This window comes from Actinoallomurus sp. NPDC052274 (assembly GCF_040679475.1).
GTDB classification, from domain to species: Bacteria; Actinomycetota; Actinomycetes; order Streptosporangiales; family Streptosporangiaceae; genus Actinoallomurus; species Actinoallomurus liliacearum.
On the sequence record NZ_JBFAUT010000009.1, the window covers coordinates 119,055 to 139,013 of the forward strand.

22 protein-coding genes are annotated in these 19,959 nt (G+C 70.2%); 12 read left to right on the forward strand and 10 right to left on the reverse strand.

The features are described 5' to 3' along the window. Positions 1–151: 151 nt before the first annotated feature. From AB0K82_RS10885 to AB0K82_RS10915, 7 genes are all read left to right on the forward strand, one after another. Positions 152–1,702: an acyl-CoA synthetase gene (locus tag AB0K82_RS10885; protein WP_364395251.1), complete on the forward strand. Its 1,551-nt coding sequence runs from the start codon at positions 152–154 to the stop codon at positions 1,700–1,702. Beyond that, on the forward strand, positions 1,692–2,636 hold the full coding sequence (locus AB0K82_RS10890; protein ID WP_364395253.1) for an OB-fold domain-containing protein: 945 nt from the start codon (positions 1,692–1,694) through the stop codon (positions 2,634–2,636). The genes AB0K82_RS10885 and AB0K82_RS10890 overlap by 11 nt, the downstream gene beginning before the upstream one ends. Continuing rightward, positions 2,633–3,658: a thiolase domain-containing protein gene (locus tag AB0K82_RS10895; RefSeq protein WP_364395255.1), complete on the forward strand. Its 1,026-nt coding sequence runs from the start codon at positions 2,633–2,635 to the stop codon at positions 3,656–3,658. Before AB0K82_RS10890 ends, AB0K82_RS10895 begins: the two co-directional genes overlap by 4 nt. Positions 3,659–3,660: 2 nt before the next feature. Continuing rightward, on the forward strand, positions 3,661–4,818 hold the full coding sequence (locus tag AB0K82_RS10900) for a thiolase domain-containing protein (protein ID WP_364395386.1): 1,158 nt from the start codon (positions 3,661–3,663) through the stop codon (positions 4,816–4,818). Between the two features lie 28 nt (positions 4,819–4,846). Further along, entirely contained in the window at positions 4,847–6,439 is a 1,593-nt protein-coding gene (locus AB0K82_RS10905; RefSeq protein WP_364395257.1) for an acyl-CoA synthetase, read from the forward strand. Between the two features lie 91 nt (positions 6,440–6,530). Continuing rightward, complete coding sequence (locus AB0K82_RS10910; protein WP_364395259.1) at positions 6,531–7,259, forward strand: Uma2 family endonuclease; 729 nt, start codon at positions 6,531–6,533, stop codon at positions 7,257–7,259. A gap of 297 nt (positions 7,260–7,556) precedes the next feature. Further along, a complete protein-coding gene (locus tag AB0K82_RS10915; protein WP_364395261.1) occupies positions 7,557–8,033 on the forward strand; it encodes a MarR family transcriptional regulator in 477 nt (158 codons plus the stop codon). 52 nt (positions 8,034–8,085) lie between these two features. On the opposite strand, the gene AB0K82_RS10920 is transcribed toward AB0K82_RS10915, so the two are convergent. Then, complete coding sequence (locus tag AB0K82_RS10920; protein WP_364395263.1) at positions 8,086–8,583, reverse strand: ATP-binding protein; 498 nt, start codon at positions 8,581–8,583, stop codon at positions 8,086–8,088. 236 nt (positions 8,584–8,819) lie between these two features. Here AB0K82_RS10920 and AB0K82_RS10925 point away from each other — a divergent pair, with 236 nt between their 5' ends. Next, the gene (locus AB0K82_RS10925) at positions 8,820–9,686 is read left to right on the forward strand and encodes a helix-turn-helix transcriptional regulator (RefSeq protein WP_364395265.1); all 867 of its coding nucleotides are present in this window, start codon (positions 8,820–8,822) and stop codon (positions 9,684–9,686) included. A gap of 25 nt (positions 9,687–9,711) precedes the next feature. Further along, positions 9,712–9,819 (forward strand): DUF397 domain-containing protein, encoded by a 108-nt coding sequence (locus tag AB0K82_RS10930; RefSeq protein ID WP_364395388.1) that lies wholly within the window; start codon positions 9,712–9,714, stop codon positions 9,817–9,819. Between the two features lie 37 nt (positions 9,820–9,856). Here AB0K82_RS10930 and AB0K82_RS10935 read toward each other — a convergent pair whose 3' ends face one another. Both AB0K82_RS10935 and AB0K82_RS10940 read right to left on the reverse strand, forming a co-directional pair. Then, complete coding sequence (locus AB0K82_RS10935) at positions 9,857–10,147, reverse strand: hypothetical protein (protein ID WP_364395267.1); 291 nt, start codon at positions 10,145–10,147, stop codon at positions 9,857–9,859. 75 nt (positions 10,148–10,222) lie between these two features. Next, complete coding sequence (locus AB0K82_RS10940; protein WP_364395390.1) at positions 10,223–10,366, reverse strand: helix-turn-helix transcriptional regulator; 144 nt, start codon at positions 10,364–10,366, stop codon at positions 10,223–10,225. A 337-nt stretch (positions 10,367–10,703) separates the two neighbouring features. On the opposite strand from AB0K82_RS10940, the gene AB0K82_RS10945 reads away from it, so the two are divergent. After that, positions 10,704–11,762: a hypothetical protein gene (locus tag AB0K82_RS10945; protein ID WP_364395269.1), complete on the forward strand. Its 1,059-nt coding sequence runs from the start codon at positions 10,704–10,706 to the stop codon at positions 11,760–11,762. Positions 11,763–11,956: 194 nt separating this feature from the next. Here the strand turns inward: AB0K82_RS10945 and AB0K82_RS10950 are convergent, their stop codons facing one another. Further along, on the reverse strand, positions 11,957–12,856 hold the full coding sequence (locus tag AB0K82_RS10950; protein ID WP_364395271.1) for a LysR family transcriptional regulator: 900 nt from the start codon (positions 12,854–12,856) through the stop codon (positions 11,957–11,959). A gap of 99 nt (positions 12,857–12,955) precedes the next feature. On the opposite strand from AB0K82_RS10950, the gene AB0K82_RS10955 reads away from it, so the two are divergent. Further along, positions 12,956–13,492 (forward strand): cysteine dioxygenase family protein, encoded by a 537-nt coding sequence (locus AB0K82_RS10955; protein ID WP_364395273.1) that lies wholly within the window; start codon positions 12,956–12,958, stop codon positions 13,490–13,492. Here the strand turns inward: AB0K82_RS10955 and AB0K82_RS10960 are convergent. Further along, on the reverse strand, positions 13,468–14,040 hold the full coding sequence (locus AB0K82_RS10960) for a hypothetical protein (protein WP_364395275.1): 573 nt from the start codon (positions 14,038–14,040) through the stop codon (positions 13,468–13,470). The two genes, AB0K82_RS10955 and AB0K82_RS10960, sit on opposite strands and share 25 nt — an antisense overlap. A 65-nt stretch (positions 14,041–14,105) precedes the next feature. On the opposite strand from AB0K82_RS10960, the gene AB0K82_RS10965 reads away from it, so the two are divergent. Continuing rightward, a complete protein-coding gene (locus AB0K82_RS10965) occupies positions 14,106–14,711 on the forward strand; it encodes a TetR family transcriptional regulator C-terminal domain-containing protein (protein WP_364395277.1) in 606 nt (201 codons plus the stop codon). Between the two features lie 24 nt (positions 14,712–14,735). Here AB0K82_RS10965 and menC read toward each other — a convergent pair whose 3' ends face one another. The 5 genes from menC to AB0K82_RS10990 form a co-directional block, all read right to left on the reverse strand. After that, positions 14,736–15,836 carry an o-succinylbenzoate synthase gene (gene menC, locus AB0K82_RS10970; RefSeq protein ID WP_364395279.1) on the reverse strand — a complete coding sequence of 367 codons (1,101 nt, stop codon included), beginning with the start codon at positions 15,834–15,836 and terminating at the stop codon, positions 14,736–14,738. Beyond that, the gene (locus AB0K82_RS10975) at positions 15,833–16,600 is read right to left on the reverse strand and encodes a GNAT family N-acetyltransferase (protein ID WP_364395281.1); all 768 of its coding nucleotides are present in this window, start codon (positions 16,598–16,600) and stop codon (positions 15,833–15,835) included. The genes menC and AB0K82_RS10975 overlap by 4 nt, the downstream gene beginning before the upstream one ends. Before the next feature lie 44 nt (positions 16,601–16,644). Continuing rightward, a complete protein-coding gene (locus AB0K82_RS10980; protein WP_364395283.1) occupies positions 16,645–17,802 on the reverse strand; it encodes an MCE family protein in 1,158 nt (385 codons plus the stop codon). A 233-nt stretch (positions 17,803–18,035) separates the two neighbouring features. Next, complete coding sequence (locus tag AB0K82_RS10985; protein WP_364395285.1) at positions 18,036–19,226, reverse strand: lipid-transfer protein; 1,191 nt, start codon at positions 19,224–19,226, stop codon at positions 18,036–18,038. Next, the gene (locus tag AB0K82_RS10990) at positions 19,223–19,681 is read right to left on the reverse strand and encodes a zinc ribbon domain-containing protein (RefSeq protein WP_364395287.1); all 459 of its coding nucleotides are present in this window, start codon (positions 19,679–19,681) and stop codon (positions 19,223–19,225) included. The genes AB0K82_RS10985 and AB0K82_RS10990 overlap by 4 nt, the downstream gene beginning before the upstream one ends. Positions 19,682–19,959 lie beyond the last annotated feature (278 nt).

Below are 19,959 nucleotides of genomic sequence, written 5' to 3' on the forward strand. Positions count from 1 at the left end.
GCCGCGCATGAGGTCACGCGACGCCGAAACAAGAACGGATTCTAGTGATGCTCGTCGCATCTCAACAGGGCTTGCAGCACAAAACGAGAACGTGATCTACTGCGAACGGAACCTCCGTACGACCGGTGCCGAGACGTACAGGGAGTAATCCATGGGCTCGTTGGGCTTTTGGCGGCTTGCGGCGAAGGACCCGGACTGGGTCGCGGCCGTGGACCCGGACGGGACGGAGTACCGCGCCGCGGACCTGCTCGCCCGCTGCAACCGGGTCGTCCACGGGCTGCGCGACCTCGGGCTGAGACCGGGCGACGGCGTCTGCGGGCTGGTGCCCAACGGCGTCGAGGGCCTCATCCTCTACCTCGCCGCGCTGCAGGCCGGCTGGTACTACACGCCGATCAACTGGCACCTGACCGGTCCGGAGATCGGCTACATCGTCGCGGACAGCGAGGCCAAGGCCTTCTTCGTGCACGAGCGGTACGCGGCCGAGGGCGCCCGGGGCGCGGAGGAGGCGGGGCTCGACCCGCGGCGGCGCTTCGCGTTCGGCGAGGTCCCCGGATTCCGGGACTTCGGCGAGCTGGTCGAAGGGCGGCCGGACACGCTCCCGGAGGAGCGTACGAACGGCGCGACCATGCACTACACGTCGGGGACCACGGGGCGGCCCAAGGGGGTCCGGCGCGCGCTGGCCGGGATCGACCCGGACGACAGCGCCGAGCTGATGACCTTCCTGCTGACGTTCTTCGGCTTCACGCCGGGCCCGCCGAACGCGCACCTGGTCACCTCGCCGAACTACCACACGGCCGTCACCCAGTTCGGCGGGTCGGCGCTGCACATGGGGCACACGCTCGTCTACATGGACCGGTGGGACGCCGAGGACGCGCTGCGCCTCATCGAGCGGTACCGGATCACGAACACGCACATGGTGCCGACCCACTTCAAGCGCCTGCTGTCGCTGCCGGAGGAGGTGCGCGAGCGGTACGACGTCTCGTCGATGCGGTGGGCGATCCACGCCGCCGCGCCCTGCCCGGTGCCGCTCAAGCAGGCGATGCTCGACTGGTGGGGCGACTGCGTCTGGGAGTACTACGCGGCGACCGAGGGCGGCGGCACGATCGCGAGCCCGCAGGACTGGCGGGAGCACCCCGGGACCGTCGGCAAGGCCTGGCCGATCAGTGAGCTGCTGGTCGTCGACGACGACGGCAACGAGGTCCCGCCCGGCACGCCCGGAACCATCTACATGAAGATGATGAGCGCCTCGTTCGAGTACAAGGGCGATCCCGCGAAGACGCAGGCGAACCGGCTCAAGGACTTCTTCACCGTCGGCGACATCGGCTACCTCACCGAGGACGGCCACCTGTTCCTGTCCGACCGCAAGGCCGACATGATCATCTCCGGCGGGGCGAACATCTACCCGGCCGAGATCGAGAACGAGATCATCATCCATCCCAAGGTCGCCGACGTCGCCGTCTTCGGCATCCCGGACGACGAGTGGGGCGAGCAGATCAAGGCGGTCATCGAGCCCGCCGAGGGCGTCGCGCCGGGACCGGAACTGGCCGAAGAGATCCTCGCCTCCCTGGACGGCCGGCTGGCCCGGATGAAGTGGCCGCGGTCGTTCGACTTCATCGAGCGGATGCCGCGCGAGCCCAACGGAAAGCTCCTCAAACGCAAGCTGCGGGACCCGTACTGGAAGGACCGCCAGAATGCCATCTGAACCCCCGGAACCGCTGGTCGCCGACCACGCCCTGGAGTTCCCCGGCGGCTACACCCGGTCGGTCGGCCCGGTGATCGGCCGGTTCCTCACCGAGCTGCGCGACGGCCGCCTCGTCGGGGTCCGTACGGCCTCCGGCGGGGTGCTGTTCCCGCCGGCCGAGTACGACGCGGACGGCGAGGCGGTCACCGACGAGTACGTCGAGGTCGGGCCGGGCGGCACGGTGACGTCCTGGTCGTGGGTGTCGCGGCCGCGCGCGGTCCACCCCCTGGACCGGCCGTTCGCCTGGGCGCTGATCCGGCCCGACGGCGCCGACACCGCCCTCCTGCACGCCCTCGACGTGGGGACGTTCGAACCGGGCGCCGACCCGCCGAAGTCCCTGCGCACCGGCATGCGCGTACGGCCCAGGTTCCGGGCCGAGCGGACCGGCTCGATCCGGGACATCGAGTGCTTCCGGCCCGACGTCACGATGATCACGGCGCCGAGCCGGGCGGAGTACCGCCTGAACGCGGGCTGGGCGCTGACGAGGTTCCTCGACGGGGTGTCGGAGGGCCGCCTCCTCGGCCACCGCTGCGACGTCTGCGGCAAGGTCTACGTGCCGATGCGGGGGCTGTGCCCGGTCGACGGCGTGCCCACGACCGAAGAGGTGGAGGTCGCCGGCACCGGCACGGTCACGACGTTCGCGGTGAACAACATCCCGGACCCGCGCGCCCCGCAGGTGCCGTTCGTCTCGGCGTACATCCTGCTCGACGGCTCCGACATCTCCCTGCTCGCGCTGGTCGCCGGCATCGACGCCGACCGGGTGCGGATGGGCATGCGGGTCAAGGCGGCCTGGAAGCCGCGCGAGGAATGGGGCCGGACCATGGAGAACATCAAGTGGTTCGAACCCACCGGCGAACCCGACGTCCCCTTCGACGACATCAAGGAGTACCTGTGAGCCGGGATGTCGCGGTCGTCGCGTTCGCGCAGACCGAGCACACGGGCGAGGACGCCGGACTGACCGAGGTCGAGCTGCTCGCCCCCGTCATCACCGAGATCAAGCAGACCACCGGGCTGAACCGCTTCGGGTTCACCTGCTCCGGCTCGCTGGACTACCTCGCCGGGGCGCCGTTCTCGTTCGTGTCCGCGCTGGACACGGTCGGGGCCTGGCCGCCGATCTCGGAGAGCCACGTCGAGATGGACGGCGCGTGGGCGCTGTACGAGGCGTGGGTCCGGCTGCAGCACGGCGACGTCGACACCGCGCTGGTGTACGGCTTCGGCAAGTCCTCCCAGGGATCGCTGCGGGAGATCATGACGTTGCAGCTCGACCCGTACTACCTGGCGCCGCTCGGCCCCGACCAGGTGTCGCTCGCCGCGCTGCAGGCCCGCGCGTTCCTGGACGCCGGGCACAAGGAGGACGACCTGCGCGCCGTGGCCGCCCGGTCCCGTGAGGCCGGGCGCGCCAACCCGTACGCCCTCGACCTGCCCGACCCGGCCGACGAGGGCTACGAGGTCGCGCCGCTGCGGCCGTACGACTGCGCGCCGATCACCGACGGCGCGGCGGCGGTCGTGCTGGCCGCCGGCGACCGCGCCCGTGAGCTGAGCGAGCGCCCGGCCTGGATCCGCGGCATCGACCACCGGATCGAGGCGCACTCCCTCGGCGTCCGCGACCTGAGCCGCTCGGAGTCGGCAGCGCTGGCCGCCGCGAAGGCGGGCGCGCGGGACGTCGAGGTGGCCGAGCTGCACGCGCAGTTCAGCCACGAGGAGCTGATCCTGCGCGAGGCGATCGGCCTGGCCGACGACGTCCGCGTCAACCCGTCCGGCGGACCGCTGGCCGCGAACCCCGTCATGGCCACCGGCCTCATCCGCGTCGGCGAGGCCGCGTCGTGGATCCACCGCGGCGAGGCCCGCCGCACGCTCGGGCACGCGGCGTCCGGGCCGTGCCTGCAGCACAACCTCGTCTGCGTCCTGGAGGCATGAGGATGGGAAACGCCTGCGCGGTGATCGGGGTCGGCCAGACCAAGTACCGCACCAAGCGCACCGACGTGTCCATCGCCGGGCTCGTACGCGAGGCGGCGCTGCGCGCCCTCGAGGACGCCGGGCTGACATGGAAGGACATCGACGCGGTCGTCATCGGCAAGGCGCCCGACCTGTTCGAGGGCGTCATGATGCCCGAGGCGTATCTCGCGGACGCGCTCGGCGCGCGCGGCAAGCCGATGATCCGCGTGCACACCGCCGGGTCGGTCGGCGGGTCCACCGCCCTCGTCGCGGCGAGCCTCGTCCAGGCCGGCGTGCACGACCGCGTGCTCGTCGTCGCCTGGGAGAAGCAGTCCGAGTCGAACGCGACCTGGGCGCTGTCCACGCACCCGCCGCTGTCGCCGACGATCGTCGTGGGGGCGGGCGGCTACTTCGCCCCGCACATCCGCGCGTACATGCGGCGGACCGGCGCGCCCGACCACATCGGCACGCTCGTCGCGGTCAAGGACCGGCGGAACGCCCTGAAGAACCCCTACGCCCACCTGCGCATCCCCGGCATCTCCCGCGAGATGGTCGAGTCGACGCCGATGCTGTGGGAGCCGATCCGCTACCTGGAGACCTGCCCGTCCAGCGACGGCGCGGCCGCGATGGTGCTCGCCTCCGAGGAAGCCGCCCGGCGCGCCCCGAACCCGCCCGCCTGGGTGCACGGCACCGCCATGCGCTCCGAGCCGATCTTCTTCGCGGGCCGGGACACCGTGAGCCCGCAGGCGGGCAAGGACTGCGCCGCCGACGTGTACCGGCAGGCGGGCATCACCGACCCGCGCCGCGAACTCGACTGCGCCGAGGTGTACGTCCCGTTCTCCTGGTACGAGCCGATGTGGCTGGAGAACCTCGGCTTCTGCGGCGACGGTGAGGGCTGGAAGCTCACCGAGAGCGGCGCGACCGCCCTCGACGGCGACATCCCCTGGAACGCCTCGGGCGGCGTGCTGTCGTCCAACCCGATCGGCGCGTCCGGTCTCATCCGCTTCGCCGAGGCGGCCCTGCAGGTACGCGGGCTGGCCGGCGAGCACCAGGTCGAGGGCGCGCGCAGGGCCCTCGGACACGCGTACGGCGGCGGCGCGCAGTTCTACGCGATGTGGGTCGTCGGCTCCGACCGACCCTGACACCCGGTCCGGCCTACGGAGGCCCGCGATGGAGTTCAACCACGCCGACCTGTTCGAAGGACTCGCGGAGGCGATCGGCGAGCGCACCGCCGTGGTCGTCTACGACTCGGGCGGCGGCACGGAACGCCGGACGTACGCCGAGCTGGACGACGAGGCGAATCGCCTGGCGGGTCACCTGCGCGCGGCGGGCGTCGAGCCCGGCGGGCACGTCGGGATCCAGTTGTACAACGGCGTGGAGTACGTGGCGGCGCTGCTCGCCGCGCTGAAGATCCGCGCCGTGCCGGTCAACGTCAACTACCGGTACGTCGAGGCGGAGCTGGAGTACCTCTACGCCGACGCCGACCTGGTGGCGCTGGTGTACGACGCGGAGTTCGAGGACCGGGTCGAGGCGGTGGCGTCCCGGGTGCCGTCGCTGCGGCACCGGATCGTCGTCGGCGGGGAGTCCCCGCACGCCGTCTCCTACCGCGACGCCCTGGCGGAGTCGCCGGCCGCGCGGGACCTCCCGGAGCGGTCCGGCCAGGACGTCTACATCATCTACACGGGCGGCACGACCGGCATGCCCAAGGGCGTGATGTGGCGGTGCGAGGACCTGTTCATGGCGTTCGGCGGCGGCAACCCGTACGGCGAACCGCGGAAGACGCCCGACGAGGTGATCGAGGCCGCCAAGGGCTCCGGACCGCTCGTGATGATGGCGGCCGCGCCGCTCATGCACGGCGCCGCGCAGATGGCCACGTTCATCGGCTGGTGGATGGGCGCGACGATCGTCTACACGCGCCGCTTCGACGCCGTGGAAGTGCTGCAGGCGATTGAGGCCGAGAAGGTCTTCACGATCAACATCACCGGCGACGCGATGGCCCGGCCGCTCGCCGACGCCATCGCGGCCGGATCGCATGACCTGAGCTCCTTCGGCGTGCTCAGCTCCACGGGGGCGATCCTGTCGGGCGCCGTACGGGACCGGCTGCAGGAGCTCCTGCCGAACGTGATGATCCTCGACAACTTCGGATCCTCGGAGTCGGGCTACACCGCGTCCGGCGTCGAGGGGTCCTCCCCGGAGTCGGGCATGCGCTACCGGCCGAACGACCCGCGGCTGCGGGTGCTGGACGACGCGCTGAAGGAGGTCGAGCCGGGCTCCGGCGTGATCGGGCAGGTCGCCAAGAGCGGCCACATCGCCTTCGGCTACTGGGGCGATCCCGCGAAGACGGCGAAGACGTTCGTCGAGGTGGACGGGGTGCGCTGGCTGCTCACCGGGGACATCGCGACGGTCGAGGCGGACGGCACGATCGCGATCTTCGGCCGGGGCTCGCAGTGCATCAACACCGGCGGGGAGAAGGTCTACCCCGAGGAGGTCGAGGCGGTCCTCAAACGCCACCCCGCGGTCTTCGACGCGCTGGTCACCGGCATCCCCGACGAGCGGTTCGGCAGCCGCGTCGCCGCCGTCGTCCAGCCGTACGGCGAACCGCCGGACGAGGCCGACCTCGACGCCCACTGCCGCGGTGTCCTGTCCGGCTACAAGGTCCCCCGGACGTACGCCTTCGTCCCGGAGATGCAACGCTCCCCGGCCGGCAAGGCCGACTACCGCTGGGCCAAACAGATCGCCCAGCGCGCCGCCCACCACAGCTGATTTCGCGATCGCGCTCCGTATCTCTTGGGATACATAGGGTATCCCTCTGTAGTCTGGACCCCCCGAGGAGTGCGGAAGGAATGGTCCTCCCATGGCTGTGCAGTCGCGCAAACGGCACGTCGAGAAGCGCCCGGCCGCCCAGCGGGAAGCGAGCGAGCCCGTGTCGGAGCGGTCCACGACCGAGCGGGACCTGGCCGATCAGCCTGCACCGGCCGAGGCCGTGGTGGAGCAGGCTGTGGCGGAGGCGCCCCCGGCAGAGCCACCGGCCCCTGCCGAGCGCAACCTACGCGATCTCTACGATCACCTGGTCCCGTACCTCGGCAGGTGGCGTGCGGAGATCATCGACGGGCGGCTCATCGTGAGCCCCGTCGGTAGTCCGGAGAACCAGTGGAAGGCCTACCTTCTTCCAGAAGCGTTGGCTCCGCTGGCACGGGAACGGGGTTGGCGGGTGTATCCGGGGCTCGACGTGTGCCTGCCCGGCACGCGGGAGCCGTTCGAGCCGGACTTCGCGATGGCGCCCAAGGACGCGCCGCGCTGGGGTGAGCGTGAAGTGTTCACGGACGGGCTCGTCATGGTCGGGGAGATCGTGTCACCGGCGAGCGTCGAGGACGACCGGGTGAAGAAGCCCCGCATCTACGCCCGGGGACGAGTGCCGGTCATGCTCCTCGTCGATCCGGTGTGCGATCCGCCGACGGTGACGGTCTTCAGCCGGCTGAAGGACGGGGCGTACACAGAGAAGACCGAGGTCGCCATGGGAGAGAAGCTCCACATTCCGGAGCCGGTCGACTTCACGCTGGACACCGCGATCTTCCTCGACTGATCCCCCTCGTCTCAGCCTCGGTCGACGGGGCGGGGCTGTGCCGATCGCTCGGGAAAGCCGCGTTTGCGGCGGCAATCTGTGCCATTTGGTCCGATTCTCAGGTGCGCTTGCCGAGCATTCCGTACGGTGCGGCCGATGCGTCCATCCGGGCGGCAGGGCCGAGCCTCCACTCGCGGGTCGTCGGCGGGATCGGGACCCGTCGGTCGCGTCGTGGCTGGGATCTTTCCTGGCCACGGATACAATGAGCGGGGAAAGCTCTAAATCAGAGCGTCTTGAGCCGGTCGGAAGTGAGGTTCGATGGCGGCGTCCGAGCGTGCGGAGCTCATCGCGGAGCTGAGTCACCAGGCCCGGGTGAGCACCGTGTGGACGGTGCTGCTGCACAACGCCATCGCCAGCCGGTCGGGCATCAACGTCACCGACATGCAGTGCATCAACCTGCTGCAACTGCGCGGGCCGATGACGCCGGGACAACTCGCGGACGCCATGTTCCTCACCACCGGTGGGGCCATCACCGCCGTGATCGACCGGCTGGAGCGGGCCGGGATGGTGCGGCGCCGCCGGGACGACAAGGACCGGCGCCGGGTCATCGTCGAGGCGCTGCGGGACGGTCCGATCACCGAGCTCGGCCGGCGGTTCCTGCCCGTGGCCGAGGTGTACGAGAAGGCGATGGCCGACTACAGCGACGAGGAGCTGCGAGTCCTGATCCGCTACCTCACCCGCAACAACACCGAGATCTCGCCCAGCGTCATCGAACGGGTGAAGGGGCTCGACTGACCGCCTGCGGTTGTCGTCCCGGATCGGTCGGCGACCTGCTGTCTTCCCCGGCTCAGGCAGGGGCATGGCGGGCTGTGAGTTCCGCGGCAGTGAGGGTGACTCCCTCTGCCGGGATGACGACGTGGACGGTTTTGCCGTGTTTTGCGTAGGTGACCCATCGATCGGCGGCATGCTGGTCGACGATGGTCAGGCCGCGGCCGTGCTCGGCGAGCAGGCCACCCTGATCGGGTGCGGGCATCGGCCGGTGATCGGGGTCGGTGACGGCCAGGTGCACGTATCGGGTGGTGGCCAGCAGTTCGACTCCGATCGGATAGCTGTCGTCCGGCCACGTGCGTAGGGCCATGGCGGCGCGGATGGCGTTCGTCACCAGTGCGCTGACGATGAGAGCGATCTCGTAGGCGTCGAACGGATACCCGAACACCGCCGTACTGGCGAAGGCACGGGCCTTCGAGGCGTACTCAGGCCGTGCGCGCAGCGCCAGCCATGAGGGACGGCTTGCCGCGATCGGGGGATCGGCGTGGTCGGGAATGACCGTCGGGTCGAGTGTCACAGGGAGATCACTCCTGTCGGAGGTTTCGGTTCGGGTAACCACTCCAGCGCGCGCGTACGCAAAGTGGCATAATCATCACTCTCCGTTGAGATGATGAGGTAACGATGCTCCTGCGCGTCATGATTTTCAAGTCCTGAAATTCGGGTCGCGGCCTTTATGGCTGATGTCTCATTGGTCGCAGCATCCGGCTGGTCGCCTTTCCGGCTGCTCGCCAGGAATTGAGGAGGTCCCCACCGATGCCCGATGGACGCGAGCCGAGCCCTACTGTTCGCCGCCGACGCCTCGCTGCCGAGCTACGTCGCCTCCGCGAAGACCGTGGGCTGACGGCGTCTGAGGTCGCGAAGCAACTCACCTGGGGTGATTCAAAACCGCTCTATCTCGAATCGGGACAAGGGGTCAGGCCTGATCCGAACGACGTACGTCTGCTCTGTGGGCTCTATGGGGTCACCGGAGCGGAGCGTGATGAACTCATCCAGTTCGCCCTGGACGGTCGGCTACGTGGATGGTGGCATCCGTACCGAAAGATGCTCAGCCGTACGTATACGACCTATATCGGGTTGGAGGCGGAAGCCGCCGAGATCCTCTCCTTCGAGGAATCGATCTTTCCGGGTCTGCTTCAGACCGAGGACTACACGCGGGCGCTCATCATCGGCGCTGAGCCTCCAACCACCGCCGCCGCTGAGATTGAAAGCAGAGTCAGTGTGCGCGTGCAACGCCAACGGATCCTTGACGGCGCTGAGGCGGCGCGCCTATGGGCTGTCATAGACGAAAGTGTTATCCGTCGGACCGTCGGCGGACCCGATGTAATGCGTGCACAGCTCGAGCACCTATTGAAGCTCATGGAACGGCCGAACATCACAGTCCAAGTTATGCCGTTCAGCGCTGGTGCCCACGCCGCAGTGGCCAGCAGCTTCACCGTCCTCAGGTTCACTGACTCCGCGGATGCGCCGGCCACATATGTCGAAACGATCGCGGGTGAGTTGTTCGTGGAAGAACCGAGCGAGGTCACGCAGTATGAGGAGGCGTTCGAGCGGCTGAAGAAGACGGCTCTCGGCGAGACGGATACGATCGCAGTCGTTGCTGCTGCAGCTGCGACTATCTAGCCCCTCCTACGACGAGGTTCATCCCATGCCTAATCTTGAGCAGAAGAACTCTCCTACCTGGACCAAAAGCAGCCGGAGCGCCAACCAGGGAGCCTGTGTCGAGGTTGCGATCGTGCTGTCGAGACACCAGTAGGTCACCTCAGAGACCGGGAATCTCTGTCTGTCAGGGCTCAGCCGATGGCTGGTGAGGCGATGACGACGGTGACGTCCGCCGGGATGTCGTCGGTGCGGTAGGCGTGGGAGGCGTTTCCGGCGAAGGCCAGCAGGTCTCCCGCGTTGAGCGAACGCGGATCGTCGGTCGGGCCGGCGACGAGTCGCCGGAGGCGACGAGAAGGTGCTCGACCGTGCCCGGCGCGCGGGAACGCCGTCGACGGAGGTGTGCGCCGGGAGACGGAGCCGCCAGAGCTCGAGGCTGTGACCGCCGCTGATCCGCCGTAGCAGTTCGCAGGTCGGTCCCTCATCGCTCGCGACGGTCGCGGGGAGGTGAACGGTCCCCGGCGACGCGTCGCGGGTCAGCAGGTCGGTGAGCGGGATGCTCAGCGCGACGGCGATGGCGTCGAGGGTGTCGAGGCAGGGCTGCCGCCGCCGGATTCCAGTTGCGACAGCGTGGCCTTGCTCAGTCCGGTGCGCCGCGCTAGCTCCGCCTGGCTCATCCCGCGCTGCCGACGACGGCGCTGGATCTGCGCGCCGGCGGCGGCCGCCGCGCTGCGGGTCGCCCGGCGTTACCGGTCGGGAGCGGTCACCGTCGCGGCCTGTGGGATGCGCTGTAGGAGACCCGGACCCGGCCCTGCTTCAGCTTCACGGCCGTGATCGTAACGTCCGCCAGGGTGACCGGCCTCATCCACTCCATCCGGCTGCGGCTCAACGGCCGGCAGTGCGCGATCAGGCGAGGCCTGGCTTCTGGTCTTTTGGCAGATCGGTGATGTAGTGGTCGCAGCGACGTGCCATGGCTGATTGCTTCAGGACTGTAGAGCCGAAAGGAGCACAAACAAGAATCTGGAAACGAGGAGTTCTCGCATGTCCGAGATCACCAACACCAAGTCGCCTCTGACCACCGACGCTCCGGCACGAGCGACCAGGATCTCTCTCCTGGACTACCTGCGGGCTCACCTCGTCTTCGGCAGGTACGACTACCGCTACTACGTCGACGCGCGGGAGGCCGGTGCCACTCACGCGGAGGTGCTGGAGGCCCACGCCAACGGCTTCTGGGTCGGTTACTACGCCAAGGCTCGGAAGGCCGGCGCCACCCACACGGAGGCGCTGGAAGCCCACTCCAACCGCGTCTGGGCCGAGCACTACGCCAAGGCGCGGGAGGCCGGTGCCACTCACGCGGAGGCGCTGGAGGCTCACGCCAACGGCCTCAACCTGGCGCACTACGCCAACGCGCGAGGCTTGGCCGACAGCCCTTGGTCGGCGCGGTGGTCCGCACAGTGTGACGGCGCTTCTCACGCGGAGGTGCTGGAGGCGCACGCCAACGGCATCGACGTGGAGCGCTACGCCGTCGCGCGGCGGCAGCGCGGCGCCTCTCATGAGGACGCCCTGCTGGGCCACGCCAGCGGGATCGACGTGGCCGCCTATGCCGCCGCGCTGAAGGCCGGCGCCACCCATGCGGAGGTGCTGGAGATCCACGCCAAGGGCATCGAGGTGGGCTCGTACGCCGCTGCCCGCGGCAGCAGCCTCTTCCCTGCCTCTCACGCGGAGGTGCTGGAGGCCCACGCCAACGGCATCAACGTGGCCAACTACGAGTACGCGCGTGCCTGGCGCGCCTCTCACGCGGAGGTGCTGGAGGCCCACGCCAACGGCATCGACGTGCTTGAATACGCGTCCACGCTCGCTCGCTTCGCCTCGCACGCGGAGGTGCTGGACGCCCACGCCAAGGGCGTCGACCTGGAGATCTACCGCTACGTGCGTCACTACGACGACTTCTGGGGCTCTCACGAAGAGGCCGTGGAGGTCTGCCTCAAGGGGCTCGACTGGCCGGAGTACACCTCCATGAGGCGCTACTCCGGCGTGTCTCACGCCGAGGCGATCGAAGCACTGCTGGCCTCCGCCGACCGCGGGGACCTGGAAGGCTGACAGAGCCGCTCCGGGCTCTGCCACAACCCACCGCTTCCAAGGCGGAGGGCATGTCATCAAACGGTCGCGCTAGGTGACCCACAGGGCACCCGCGATGAACCGCACAAGGACAAGACCGGCCTGCCCTCACTGGGCGGGCCGGTTCTCATGCCGGAGTACAGGGCGGCCGACGGTCTCGTTACCTGGGTCGGCTGCTATGGACCGGTAGTGGCGGGCGCGGGGCGAGGCTCCGCGTCGGTGGTCTCGCGGAGGGCGTCGAGGAGGGCGGCGGTGGCCGGGGGCTCGGGCGGCTCGCCGTACGTGGCGGCAAGGACATAACGGGTCGAGCCGGGCAGTGCGACGGTGCACACGTCGGGGTTGCGGGCCGCGCGCAGCGTCAGCGCGGGCAGCGCCGTCACGCCGAGACCGGCTGCGACGAGCGCCTGGACGGCCACGAAGTCGTCGGTGGTGAACGAGATGCGGGGGCTGAACCCCGCCCGTTCGCACATTTCGAGCAGGTGCAGGCGGCAGCGGTCGCAGCCGGCGATCCACTCGGCGTCGGCGTACGCCGCCAGGTCCGGCTCGGCGGCCTCGGCCGTCACCAGGTGGCTCGGCTCGTCCAGCAGCCGCCACGTGCGGATGTCGTCCTCCTCGGCGCCGGGGTCGTACCGGAAGATCACCGCCGCGTCGACGTAGCCGGCGCGGAGCATGCGGACGGCCTCGGGCGGCTCGGCCTCGGTGAGGCTCACCCGGAGGCCGGGATGGCGCTCGGCCAGCAGCGACGCGGCCCGGGGGACGAACGTGCCGAGCGCCGACGGGAAGGCGGCCAGGCGCACCCGGCCCTGGTCGAGCCCGACGTGGGCGGACAGTTCGGCCTCGGCCGCGTCGAGCCTGCCGAGGATCTCCGCGCCCCGCTCGGCGAGCGTCCGGCCCGCGTCGGTGAGGCGGATGCCGCGGCCGACGCGTCGCACGAGCTTGGCGCCGGTCTCGGCCTCCAGCCGCGCGAGGTGGTGGCTGACCGACGGCTGGGAGTAGTGCAGCTCCTTCGCGGCGGCCGTCACCGAGCCCGTACGGGCCACCGCGACCAGCACCCGGAGTCGAGAAACGTCCAGCATGCGGCCAATATATCGACTCCGTCTATGGGAACGACCGGGCATTGGCATTGGACCGATGAGTGCGTCCTCCGGCAGCCTGAAGGGGAGGAGGTGGCCGATATGACAGTCGTTCTGGAGACCGTGCGCCCGGGCCTGGAGGATCTGGTGACGGGGGTGCGCGCCGCCGTGGACCGGCACGCCGACTGGCGGGAGACCGCGCGGCTCGTCGCGGACGCGCTGCGGCACCACATGCCCACGCCGGACGTGCTGACCGCCGAGGAGCGGCTGGGCGACCCCGACCGGTACGTCAGCCACACGCTGTACGTCGAGCCCGGCGGCACCTTCTCCCTGGTCGGGCTCGTGTGGCGGCCCGGGCAGGTGACGCCGATCCACGACCACGTGACCTGGTGCGTCTTCGGCGTGCTGCAGGGCGTGGAGCACGAGGAGCTCTACGTGCAGCGGGACGACCACCTGGTCCGCGTTGGGGTCAACGACAACCACGTCGGCGAGGTCAGCGGCTTCGCGCCGCCCGGCGACATCCACCGCGTGCGGAACTCCGGCGACGGCATCGCGATCTCCCTGCACATCTACGGCACGGACATCTCCCGCGTCGAGTCCAGCGTGCGGCGCGTCTACGACCTGCCCGTACGGAACTGACCGGGGACGCCGCTCCGCGCACGTCGCCTGCGTGGGGCGACGGTGTAGCTGAACGAGATCACGAAGTCGATCGCGAGCACGAGACCCCACGGGATCATCACTGACCACGGCTTCGAGGCGCGGTGGACGTCACCGACCAGCAGCGTGAAGATGCCCAGTACCGCCGCCCCCACGATGTAGGCGAGCAGGTGGCGAAGCCATTGGCCGCGTTCGTGGGCGGCGTGGGCGCGCCCGGTCTTGGGTGCCTTCGTGGGAGCGGGGCCGCCGGCGAAGCGATGGGCGAAGCGCTGGTCGGCCCAGCGGATCATCTGATGGCCGAAGGCGAGCGAGACGCCGATGTAGATCGCGGCCAGGCCGTGCACGGGTGAGGCGGGCGCGCCGCTCCGGAGGTCGACGACCGAGGCCGCGAGCAGTACGACGTCGACCATCGGGACGCTGACCAGGAGCACGTTGCTGAGCCGCCGGGCGCGAAGGAGATAGCGGGTCGCGAGCCCGGTCACCAGCAGCACCCAGAAGCCGATCTCGCATCCGACGATCAGGAAGACCACAGCGCCTCTTTATTTCGCACGACTGTACTAAAACGAAAATAACACGACTGTGCGATAATGGCCAGGTGCCGAAGATCGTGGACCACGAGGCGCGCCGGATGGAGATCGCCGACGCCGTCGGCCGGGTCATCGCCAGGGACGGGGTGAACGAGGTCTCGATCCGCTCGGTCGCCGCCGAGGCCGGCTGGTCGTCAGGTGCGCTGCGGCACTACTTCACCACCCGCGCCGAGCTGCTGGCCTTCGCCTGCGAGCAGGTGATCCAGCGGGTCACCGACCGGATCGCCGACATGAGGCACACCGGCACCATCCATCAGGCGGTCCGCGACACGCTGCTGGAGACCATGCCGGTCGACGCGCGGCGTCACACCGAGGCCACCGTCGCGTTCGCCTTCCTGGCACTCGGCCTGAGCGATCCGCGCCTGGCCGAGGTCCAGCGCGCCCACTTCGACGGCATGTACGGGCTCTGCCGTCAGCTCATCGAGAGCCTGGACAGCGAGGGCCTCCTGACGCCCCAGGCATCCTCGGCCGACCTCCTCGCCCGGCGCCTGCACGCCGTCGTCGACGGCCTGTCCATCCAACGACTGGCCGGCCACCTGACCCCGGAGGCCATGATCACCCAGCTCGACGCCTATCTGGCCGAGATCATCCTCGGCGCGGACGGGACCCGCTGACCCACTCCACGATCGGAGGCGACGTCAGGGGAGCCGTACGACGTCGGTCCGCTCGGTGAACTCGTGCAGGACGTCCCGCAGCGGGGCCACGCCGAGCCCCGGCCCGGACGGCACGCTCATCAGCCCGTCCGCCAGCCGGAACGGCTCGGTGATGTCGCGCGTGTAGTACCGGTCGGACGCCGAGACGTCGCCCGGCAGCGTGCAGCCGGGCAGGGCCGCGAACGCCAGGTTGGCGGCCCGGCCCAGCCCGGTCTCCAGCATCCCGCCGCACCAGACCGGAACGCCATGGGCCGCGCACAGGTCGTGGATCCGCCGGGCCTCCAGGTAGCCGCCGACGCGGCCCGCCTTGACGTTGACGATCGAACACGCTCCCAGGGTGATGGCGTCGGCGGCGGCCCGCGCCGAGACGATGGACTCGTCGAGGCAGATCGGGGTGGTCAGCGTCTGAGCGAGCCGCGCGTGCCCGAGCAGGTCGTCCTCTGGCAGCGGCTGCTCGATCAGCAGCAGCTCGAAGGGGTCCAGCGCCGCGAGGTGCCGCAGGTCGGCGCGGCGGTACGCGGCGTTGGCGTCCACTTGCAGGAGGATGTCGCCGAACCGCTCGCGCACCGCGCGCACCGGCTTCAGGTCCCAGCCGGGCTCGATCTTCAGCTTGATCCGCGCGTACCCCTGCCGCAGGTAGGCGTCCACGGCGTCCAGCAACTCGGGGATCGAGTCCATGATTCCGACGGAGACCCCGGCCGGCACCCGCGTCCGCGTCGCCCCCAGGTACGCCGCGTACGACATCCCCGACAGGCGCAGCTCGGCGTCCAGCACCGCCATCTCGACGGCGGCCTTCGCCATCGGGTGTCCCCGGACCGGTTCGAACACCGCGCCGAGGCCGCGAGCGGTGACGTCCGCGGGCAGCCGGGGCAGCAGGAAGTCACGGATGACCTGCTCGTCGCCGTTCACGTACTCGGCGGAGTACAGCGGGTCCGCGGCGGCGACGCACTCGCCCCAGCCCTCGGCCTCGTCCCCGAACACCCGGACGAGCAGGACCTCCCGGTCGACGTCGGTCCCGAAGGACGTGCGGAACGGCGTCACGAGGGGCATGCGGATCCGCCGCAGCTCCACTCCGGCGAGCTTCATCTCCGGCGCTCCAGGAGGTAATAACCGGCGCGGGTGAAACCGGTCACACGATAGCCCTCCGCCAGCGCGCCGCCGAGCGCCGCCCGCTGGGCCCGGCGCCACTCCCGGGCCGCGTCCGGGTCGCCCGCCCGCAGGGCGGTGACGTCGGCCGGCGTTCCGACCGCGAGGGTCGCGGCGCCCGCCGCCTCGCGTGCCTCGGGACGGTCCGCCGCGTCCGCGCGCAGCACGATCGGCGTGTCCGCCCCGGGCTCCGGCCGCGTCGCCGGCACGCCCGCGAGGGCCGCGGCCACCTCCGGACTCTCGATCGGCCAGGTCAGGAGGAGACGGTCGCTGGGGTCGCCCATGTTCAGCTCGTCGGGCATGTCGCCGTAGAAGTCCTCGAGGTACTCGGTCGCGCGCGCCGCCAGCTTGACCAGGTTGAAGTACGCGTTGCGCCGGGTCAGCGGGTCGTACGTCCAGCCGATCCGCGTGATGCCCCGGGACAGCGCCCACCCGCGCTGGTGCACCTTGATCGCGTACCCGACGCCCCGGCCCGGCACGGCGACGCCGGTGATGTGGGAGTGCAGGCCGCCGTCGGCCGTCGGGAAGGCCGCGCACGCCCCGACCATCGTGTTCCCGTCGAACGCCCCGGCGACGTAACCGCCGATGTGGCGCGTCACCTGGAGCATCTCGTACGGCATCGGGTCGGTCGGCCGCCAGACCTCGGCGAGCAGCGCGGACGCGGTGAAGAGCTCCTTCGAGGTCGTCAGCTCGCGTACGTCCATACCCCGATCGTGACGCCGAACCGGCCGCCCGTGCACACCGGGGTTCACGGAAGGAACGGGAAGGGATTTCCGGTCTTGGACGGGGAGGGGCTGCCGCTGCTCGTGGCCGGGGACGGGCTGTCGGTCCTGGTGTTCTTGGACTTGCGGCCGGTCGTGTTCGTGCCGCCGGTGGACTTCTTGCTCGTCCCTGGCGTCGGAGCGGGCGTTCCCTGCGTCGGGGTCTGCTGCGTGGTGTTGTTCTGGGTGCTGGGCGGGGCGATCGAGAGGGGGAGCGGGATGAGGTTCTGGATGTAGACGTCGAACCACCGGCCGCTGCCGGTGATGTCGGACAGCTCGGTCCCGAACGGGCCCATCAGCTCGAAGGACTTCTCCAGGTTGCCCTGGTTGCGCAGCAGGATCTGCGTGACCTTCTGCAGGTTCTGCAGTGCGGGGTTGAGGGTGGCCTGGTTCTCGTGGATGGTCGCGGTGATCTGCTGGGACAGGGAGACGGTGCCGGTCAGCAGCTGGTTGATCACCGTCCGCCGGTCGTTGATCTCCTGGAGCAGCAGGCCGCCGTTCTGGACGAGTACGGCGAGGTCGCCGCTGCGGGCGGCGAGCAGCGACGTGACGTTGCTGGAGTGCTTCAGCAACTGATTCAGCTCGTCGTCCCGGGAGGACACCGCGCGGGAGATCTTCTGCAGGCCCGCCAGGGTGCGCCGGACGTTCTCCGGGGAGCCCTCCATCGTCTGGGACAGGGTGTTCATCGCCTTGGCCAGCTGCTTCGTGTCGATCTGACCGAGCTGGGCGCTGGCGTCCTGGAGGGCGGGCACGACCTCGTACGGCGCGGTGGTGCGGGAGATCGGGATCTCCCGGCTCGTGGACTGCCGCCCGGGCCCCTTCGGGTCGAGGGCGAGGAAGTGGGAGCCGAGCAGCGTCTTGATCTTGATCTGGGCGCGGGTCTGCGTCCCGAAGTGCGCGCTGCTGGTGAACTTGACCTTCACGTGGTCGCCGTCGAGGTCGACGCTGTCCACCTTGCCGACCTTCACGCCGGCGATCCGCACCTCTTCGCCGGGCTTCAGGCCGCCCGCCTCGCTGAACGCCGCGGAGTACGTCGTGCCGCCGGTGAAGTGCTGCAGGTTGAACGCGAGCAGTGTCGCCAGGCCGACGGTCGCCAGGCCGGCGATGCCGATCGGCAGCGGATTGCGCTCCCGGAATGGACGCATCAGCGCGGCACCTCGCGTCGAATCTCGGCGGACTGGGCGCGCGGTCAGGGTGGGACTCCGCGTCCACACGGGACGCGTGCGACACGGACGTAACCCTGGCGCGTCAGTGAAAAATACTGACGCGTAGCGTGGCCGACAAGAACCCGCTGTGCTCAAGTCCGTCGCCGACCTGCGCACGAAGCGATGTCCACGCAGGTCAGCAATGCCTTACTGGCCACGCCGAGTGACGTAACTCACGTCCGGGCGACGATCGCCGATCCGTGCCCGAACAGCCCCTGGTTCACCGCGATCCCGGCCCGCGCCCCCTCCACCTGACGCGCTCCCGCCTGCCCGCGGAGCTGCCAGGTCAGCTCGCACACCTGGGCGATGGCCTGGGCGGGAATCGCCTCGCCGAAGCAGGCCAGCCCGCCGCTCGGGTTGACCGGGACGCGGCCGCCGAGCGCGGTCGCCCCGTCGCGCAGCAGGCCCTCCGCCTCGCCCGGCTTGCACAGGCCGATGTCCTCGTACCAGTCCAGCTCCAGCGCCGTGGACAGGTCGTACACCTCGGCCAGCGACAGGTCCTCCGGGCCCAGCCCCGCCTCCTCGTACGCCGCCGCCGCGTTCGCCGACCGGAACGGCCGCTCGGGCGGAGCGACCGCGACGCTCGAGTCGGTCGCGAAGTTCGGCAGCTCGAGGGCGGTGTTCGGGAAGGTCGGCGTGACCGTGGCGATCGCGCCGATGCGCACGGGAGCGCCCCGCCCGTGCCTGCGCGCGTACTCCACGCTGGACAGCACGACGGCCGCGCCGCCGTCACTGGTCGCGCAGATGTCCAGCAGCCGCAGCGGATCGGCGACCACCGGTGACCCGGCCACGTCCGCCGCGGTGACCTCCTTGCGGTACCGCGCGTACGGGTTGTGCCGGCCGTGCCGGGCGTTCTTCACCTTCACGGCGGCGAAGTCGTCGCGGGTCGCCCCGTACAGGGCCATGCGGCGCCGCGCGTACAGCGCGAAGTAGACCGGGTTGGTCGCGCCCAGCAGCCGGAACCGCAGCCAGTCCGGATCGTCGGGCCGGTCCCCGCCGACGGGCGCGAAGAAGCCCTTCGGTGTCGCGTCCGCGCCGACGACGAGAGCGACGTCCACGAGGCCCGCGAGGATCTGCGCCCGGGCCATGCTCATCGCCTGCGCGCCGGACGCGCACGCCGCGTAGCAGCTCGAGACGCGCGCTCCCGACCAGCCCAGCGCCTGGGCGAACGTCGCGCCCGCGACGAACCCCGGGTAGCCGTTCCGGATCGTGTCGGCGCCCGCGACGTACTGGATGTCGGTCCAGGCGAGCCCGGCGTCGTCCAGCGCGTCCCGCGCCGCCGCGAGACCGTACTCGACGAAGTTCCACCCCCACTTGCCCCACGGGTGCATGCCCACCCCGAGGACGGCGACGTCTTTACTCACGGGCCCTCCTCGAACAGCGGGCGCCACTTCCAGACGAGGTGGCCGGGGTCGAGCTCCTCGACGACGAGTTCGGCCGTCATCCCGACGGACAGGTCCGCGATGCCGACGCCCCGCACCACCTGACCGAGGACGATGATCCGCTCGGCCGCCAGCTCGACGGCGGCGATCGCGTACGGCTCGAACTCCTCACCCGAGACGTACGGCGGCGGTGGGCGGTAGCGCGCGTCGGCGTAGGACCAGATCCGGCCCCGGCTCGACAGCGGGGTGGTGACGAGGTCGCCGCCGTGGCAGGCGGGGTTGCGGCAGGTCAGCGTCTGGGGCGGGAAGTAGACGGTGCCGCAGGCGGTGCAGCGGGTGCCGGTCAGGCGTGGCGGGTCGACGGTGAACCAGCCGTCGACCACGCTCACCGGCCCCTCGACGGCCACGGGTTCGTTCCCGGCTGAAGGCTGCGCCACCGGCGACCTCCTTGTTGACCAAGCGACCGCTCAAATCTATAACGTGTTCTAGCTGAGTGGAAGGGTCCGAGGTCAGCCAGAACGCAGTCCGTTTGCGGCGGGTTCGCAGACGGTGCAGCAGTAGGCGTTGCGTGACTTCGCCCAGGCCATGAGTAAGTTCTTCGCCGAGACGCACGGGCGACCGACCTGGCGTAAAGCAGTTCGGCGTGAGGGGTTCCGGATTGTCGGGCAGCGCGGCGTGCACTGGGACGTGAGCCGGCTGTCCCGTAAGACGGGAC

Bases quoted from the DNA above. Each gene is read 5' to 3' on its own strand.
- AB0K82_RS10885 (WP_364395251.1), top strand. From the start codon at position 152: ATGGGCTCGTTGGGCTTTTGGCGGCTTGCGGCGAAGGACCCGGACTGG.
- AB0K82_RS10890 (WP_364395253.1), top strand. From the start codon at position 1,692: ATGCCATCTGAACCCCCGGAACCGCTGGTCGCCGACCACGCCCTGGAG.
- AB0K82_RS10900 (WP_364395386.1), top strand. From the start codon at position 3,661: ATGGGAAACGCCTGCGCGGTGATCGGGGTCGGCCAGACCAAGTACCGC.
- AB0K82_RS10905 (WP_364395257.1), top strand. From the start codon at position 4,847: ATGGAGTTCAACCACGCCGACCTGTTCGAAGGACTCGCGGAGGCGATC.
- AB0K82_RS10910 (WP_364395259.1), top strand. From the start codon at position 6,531: ATGGCTGTGCAGTCGCGCAAACGGCACGTCGAGAAGCGCCCGGCCGCC.
- AB0K82_RS10915 (WP_364395261.1), top strand. From the start codon at position 7,557: ATGGCGGCGTCCGAGCGTGCGGAGCTCATCGCGGAGCTGAGTCACCAG.
- AB0K82_RS10925 (WP_364395265.1), top strand. From the start codon at position 8,820: ATGCCCGATGGACGCGAGCCGAGCCCTACTGTTCGCCGCCGACGCCTC.
- AB0K82_RS10930 (WP_364395388.1), top strand. From the start codon at position 9,712: ATGCCTAATCTTGAGCAGAAGAACTCTCCTACCTGGACCAAAAGCAGC.
- AB0K82_RS10935 (WP_364395267.1), bottom strand. From the start codon at position 10,147: ATGAGGGACCGACCTGCGAACTGCTACGGCGGATCAGCGGCGGTCACA.
- AB0K82_RS10945 (WP_364395269.1), top strand. From the start codon at position 10,704: ATGTCCGAGATCACCAACACCAAGTCGCCTCTGACCACCGACGCTCCG.
- AB0K82_RS10950 (WP_364395271.1), bottom strand. From the start codon at position 12,856: ATGCTGGACGTTTCTCGACTCCGGGTGCTGGTCGCGGTGGCCCGTACG.
- AB0K82_RS10955 (WP_364395273.1), top strand. From the start codon at position 12,956: ATGACAGTCGTTCTGGAGACCGTGCGCCCGGGCCTGGAGGATCTGGTG.
- menC (WP_364395279.1), bottom strand. From the start codon at position 15,836: ATGAAGCTCGCCGGAGTGGAGCTGCGGCGGATCCGCATGCCCCTCGTG.
- AB0K82_RS10975 (WP_364395281.1), bottom strand. From the start codon at position 16,600: ATGGACGTACGCGAGCTGACGACCTCGAAGGAGCTCTTCACCGCGTCC.
- AB0K82_RS10980 (WP_364395283.1), bottom strand. From the start codon at position 17,802: ATGCGTCCATTCCGGGAGCGCAATCCGCTGCCGATCGGCATCGCCGGC.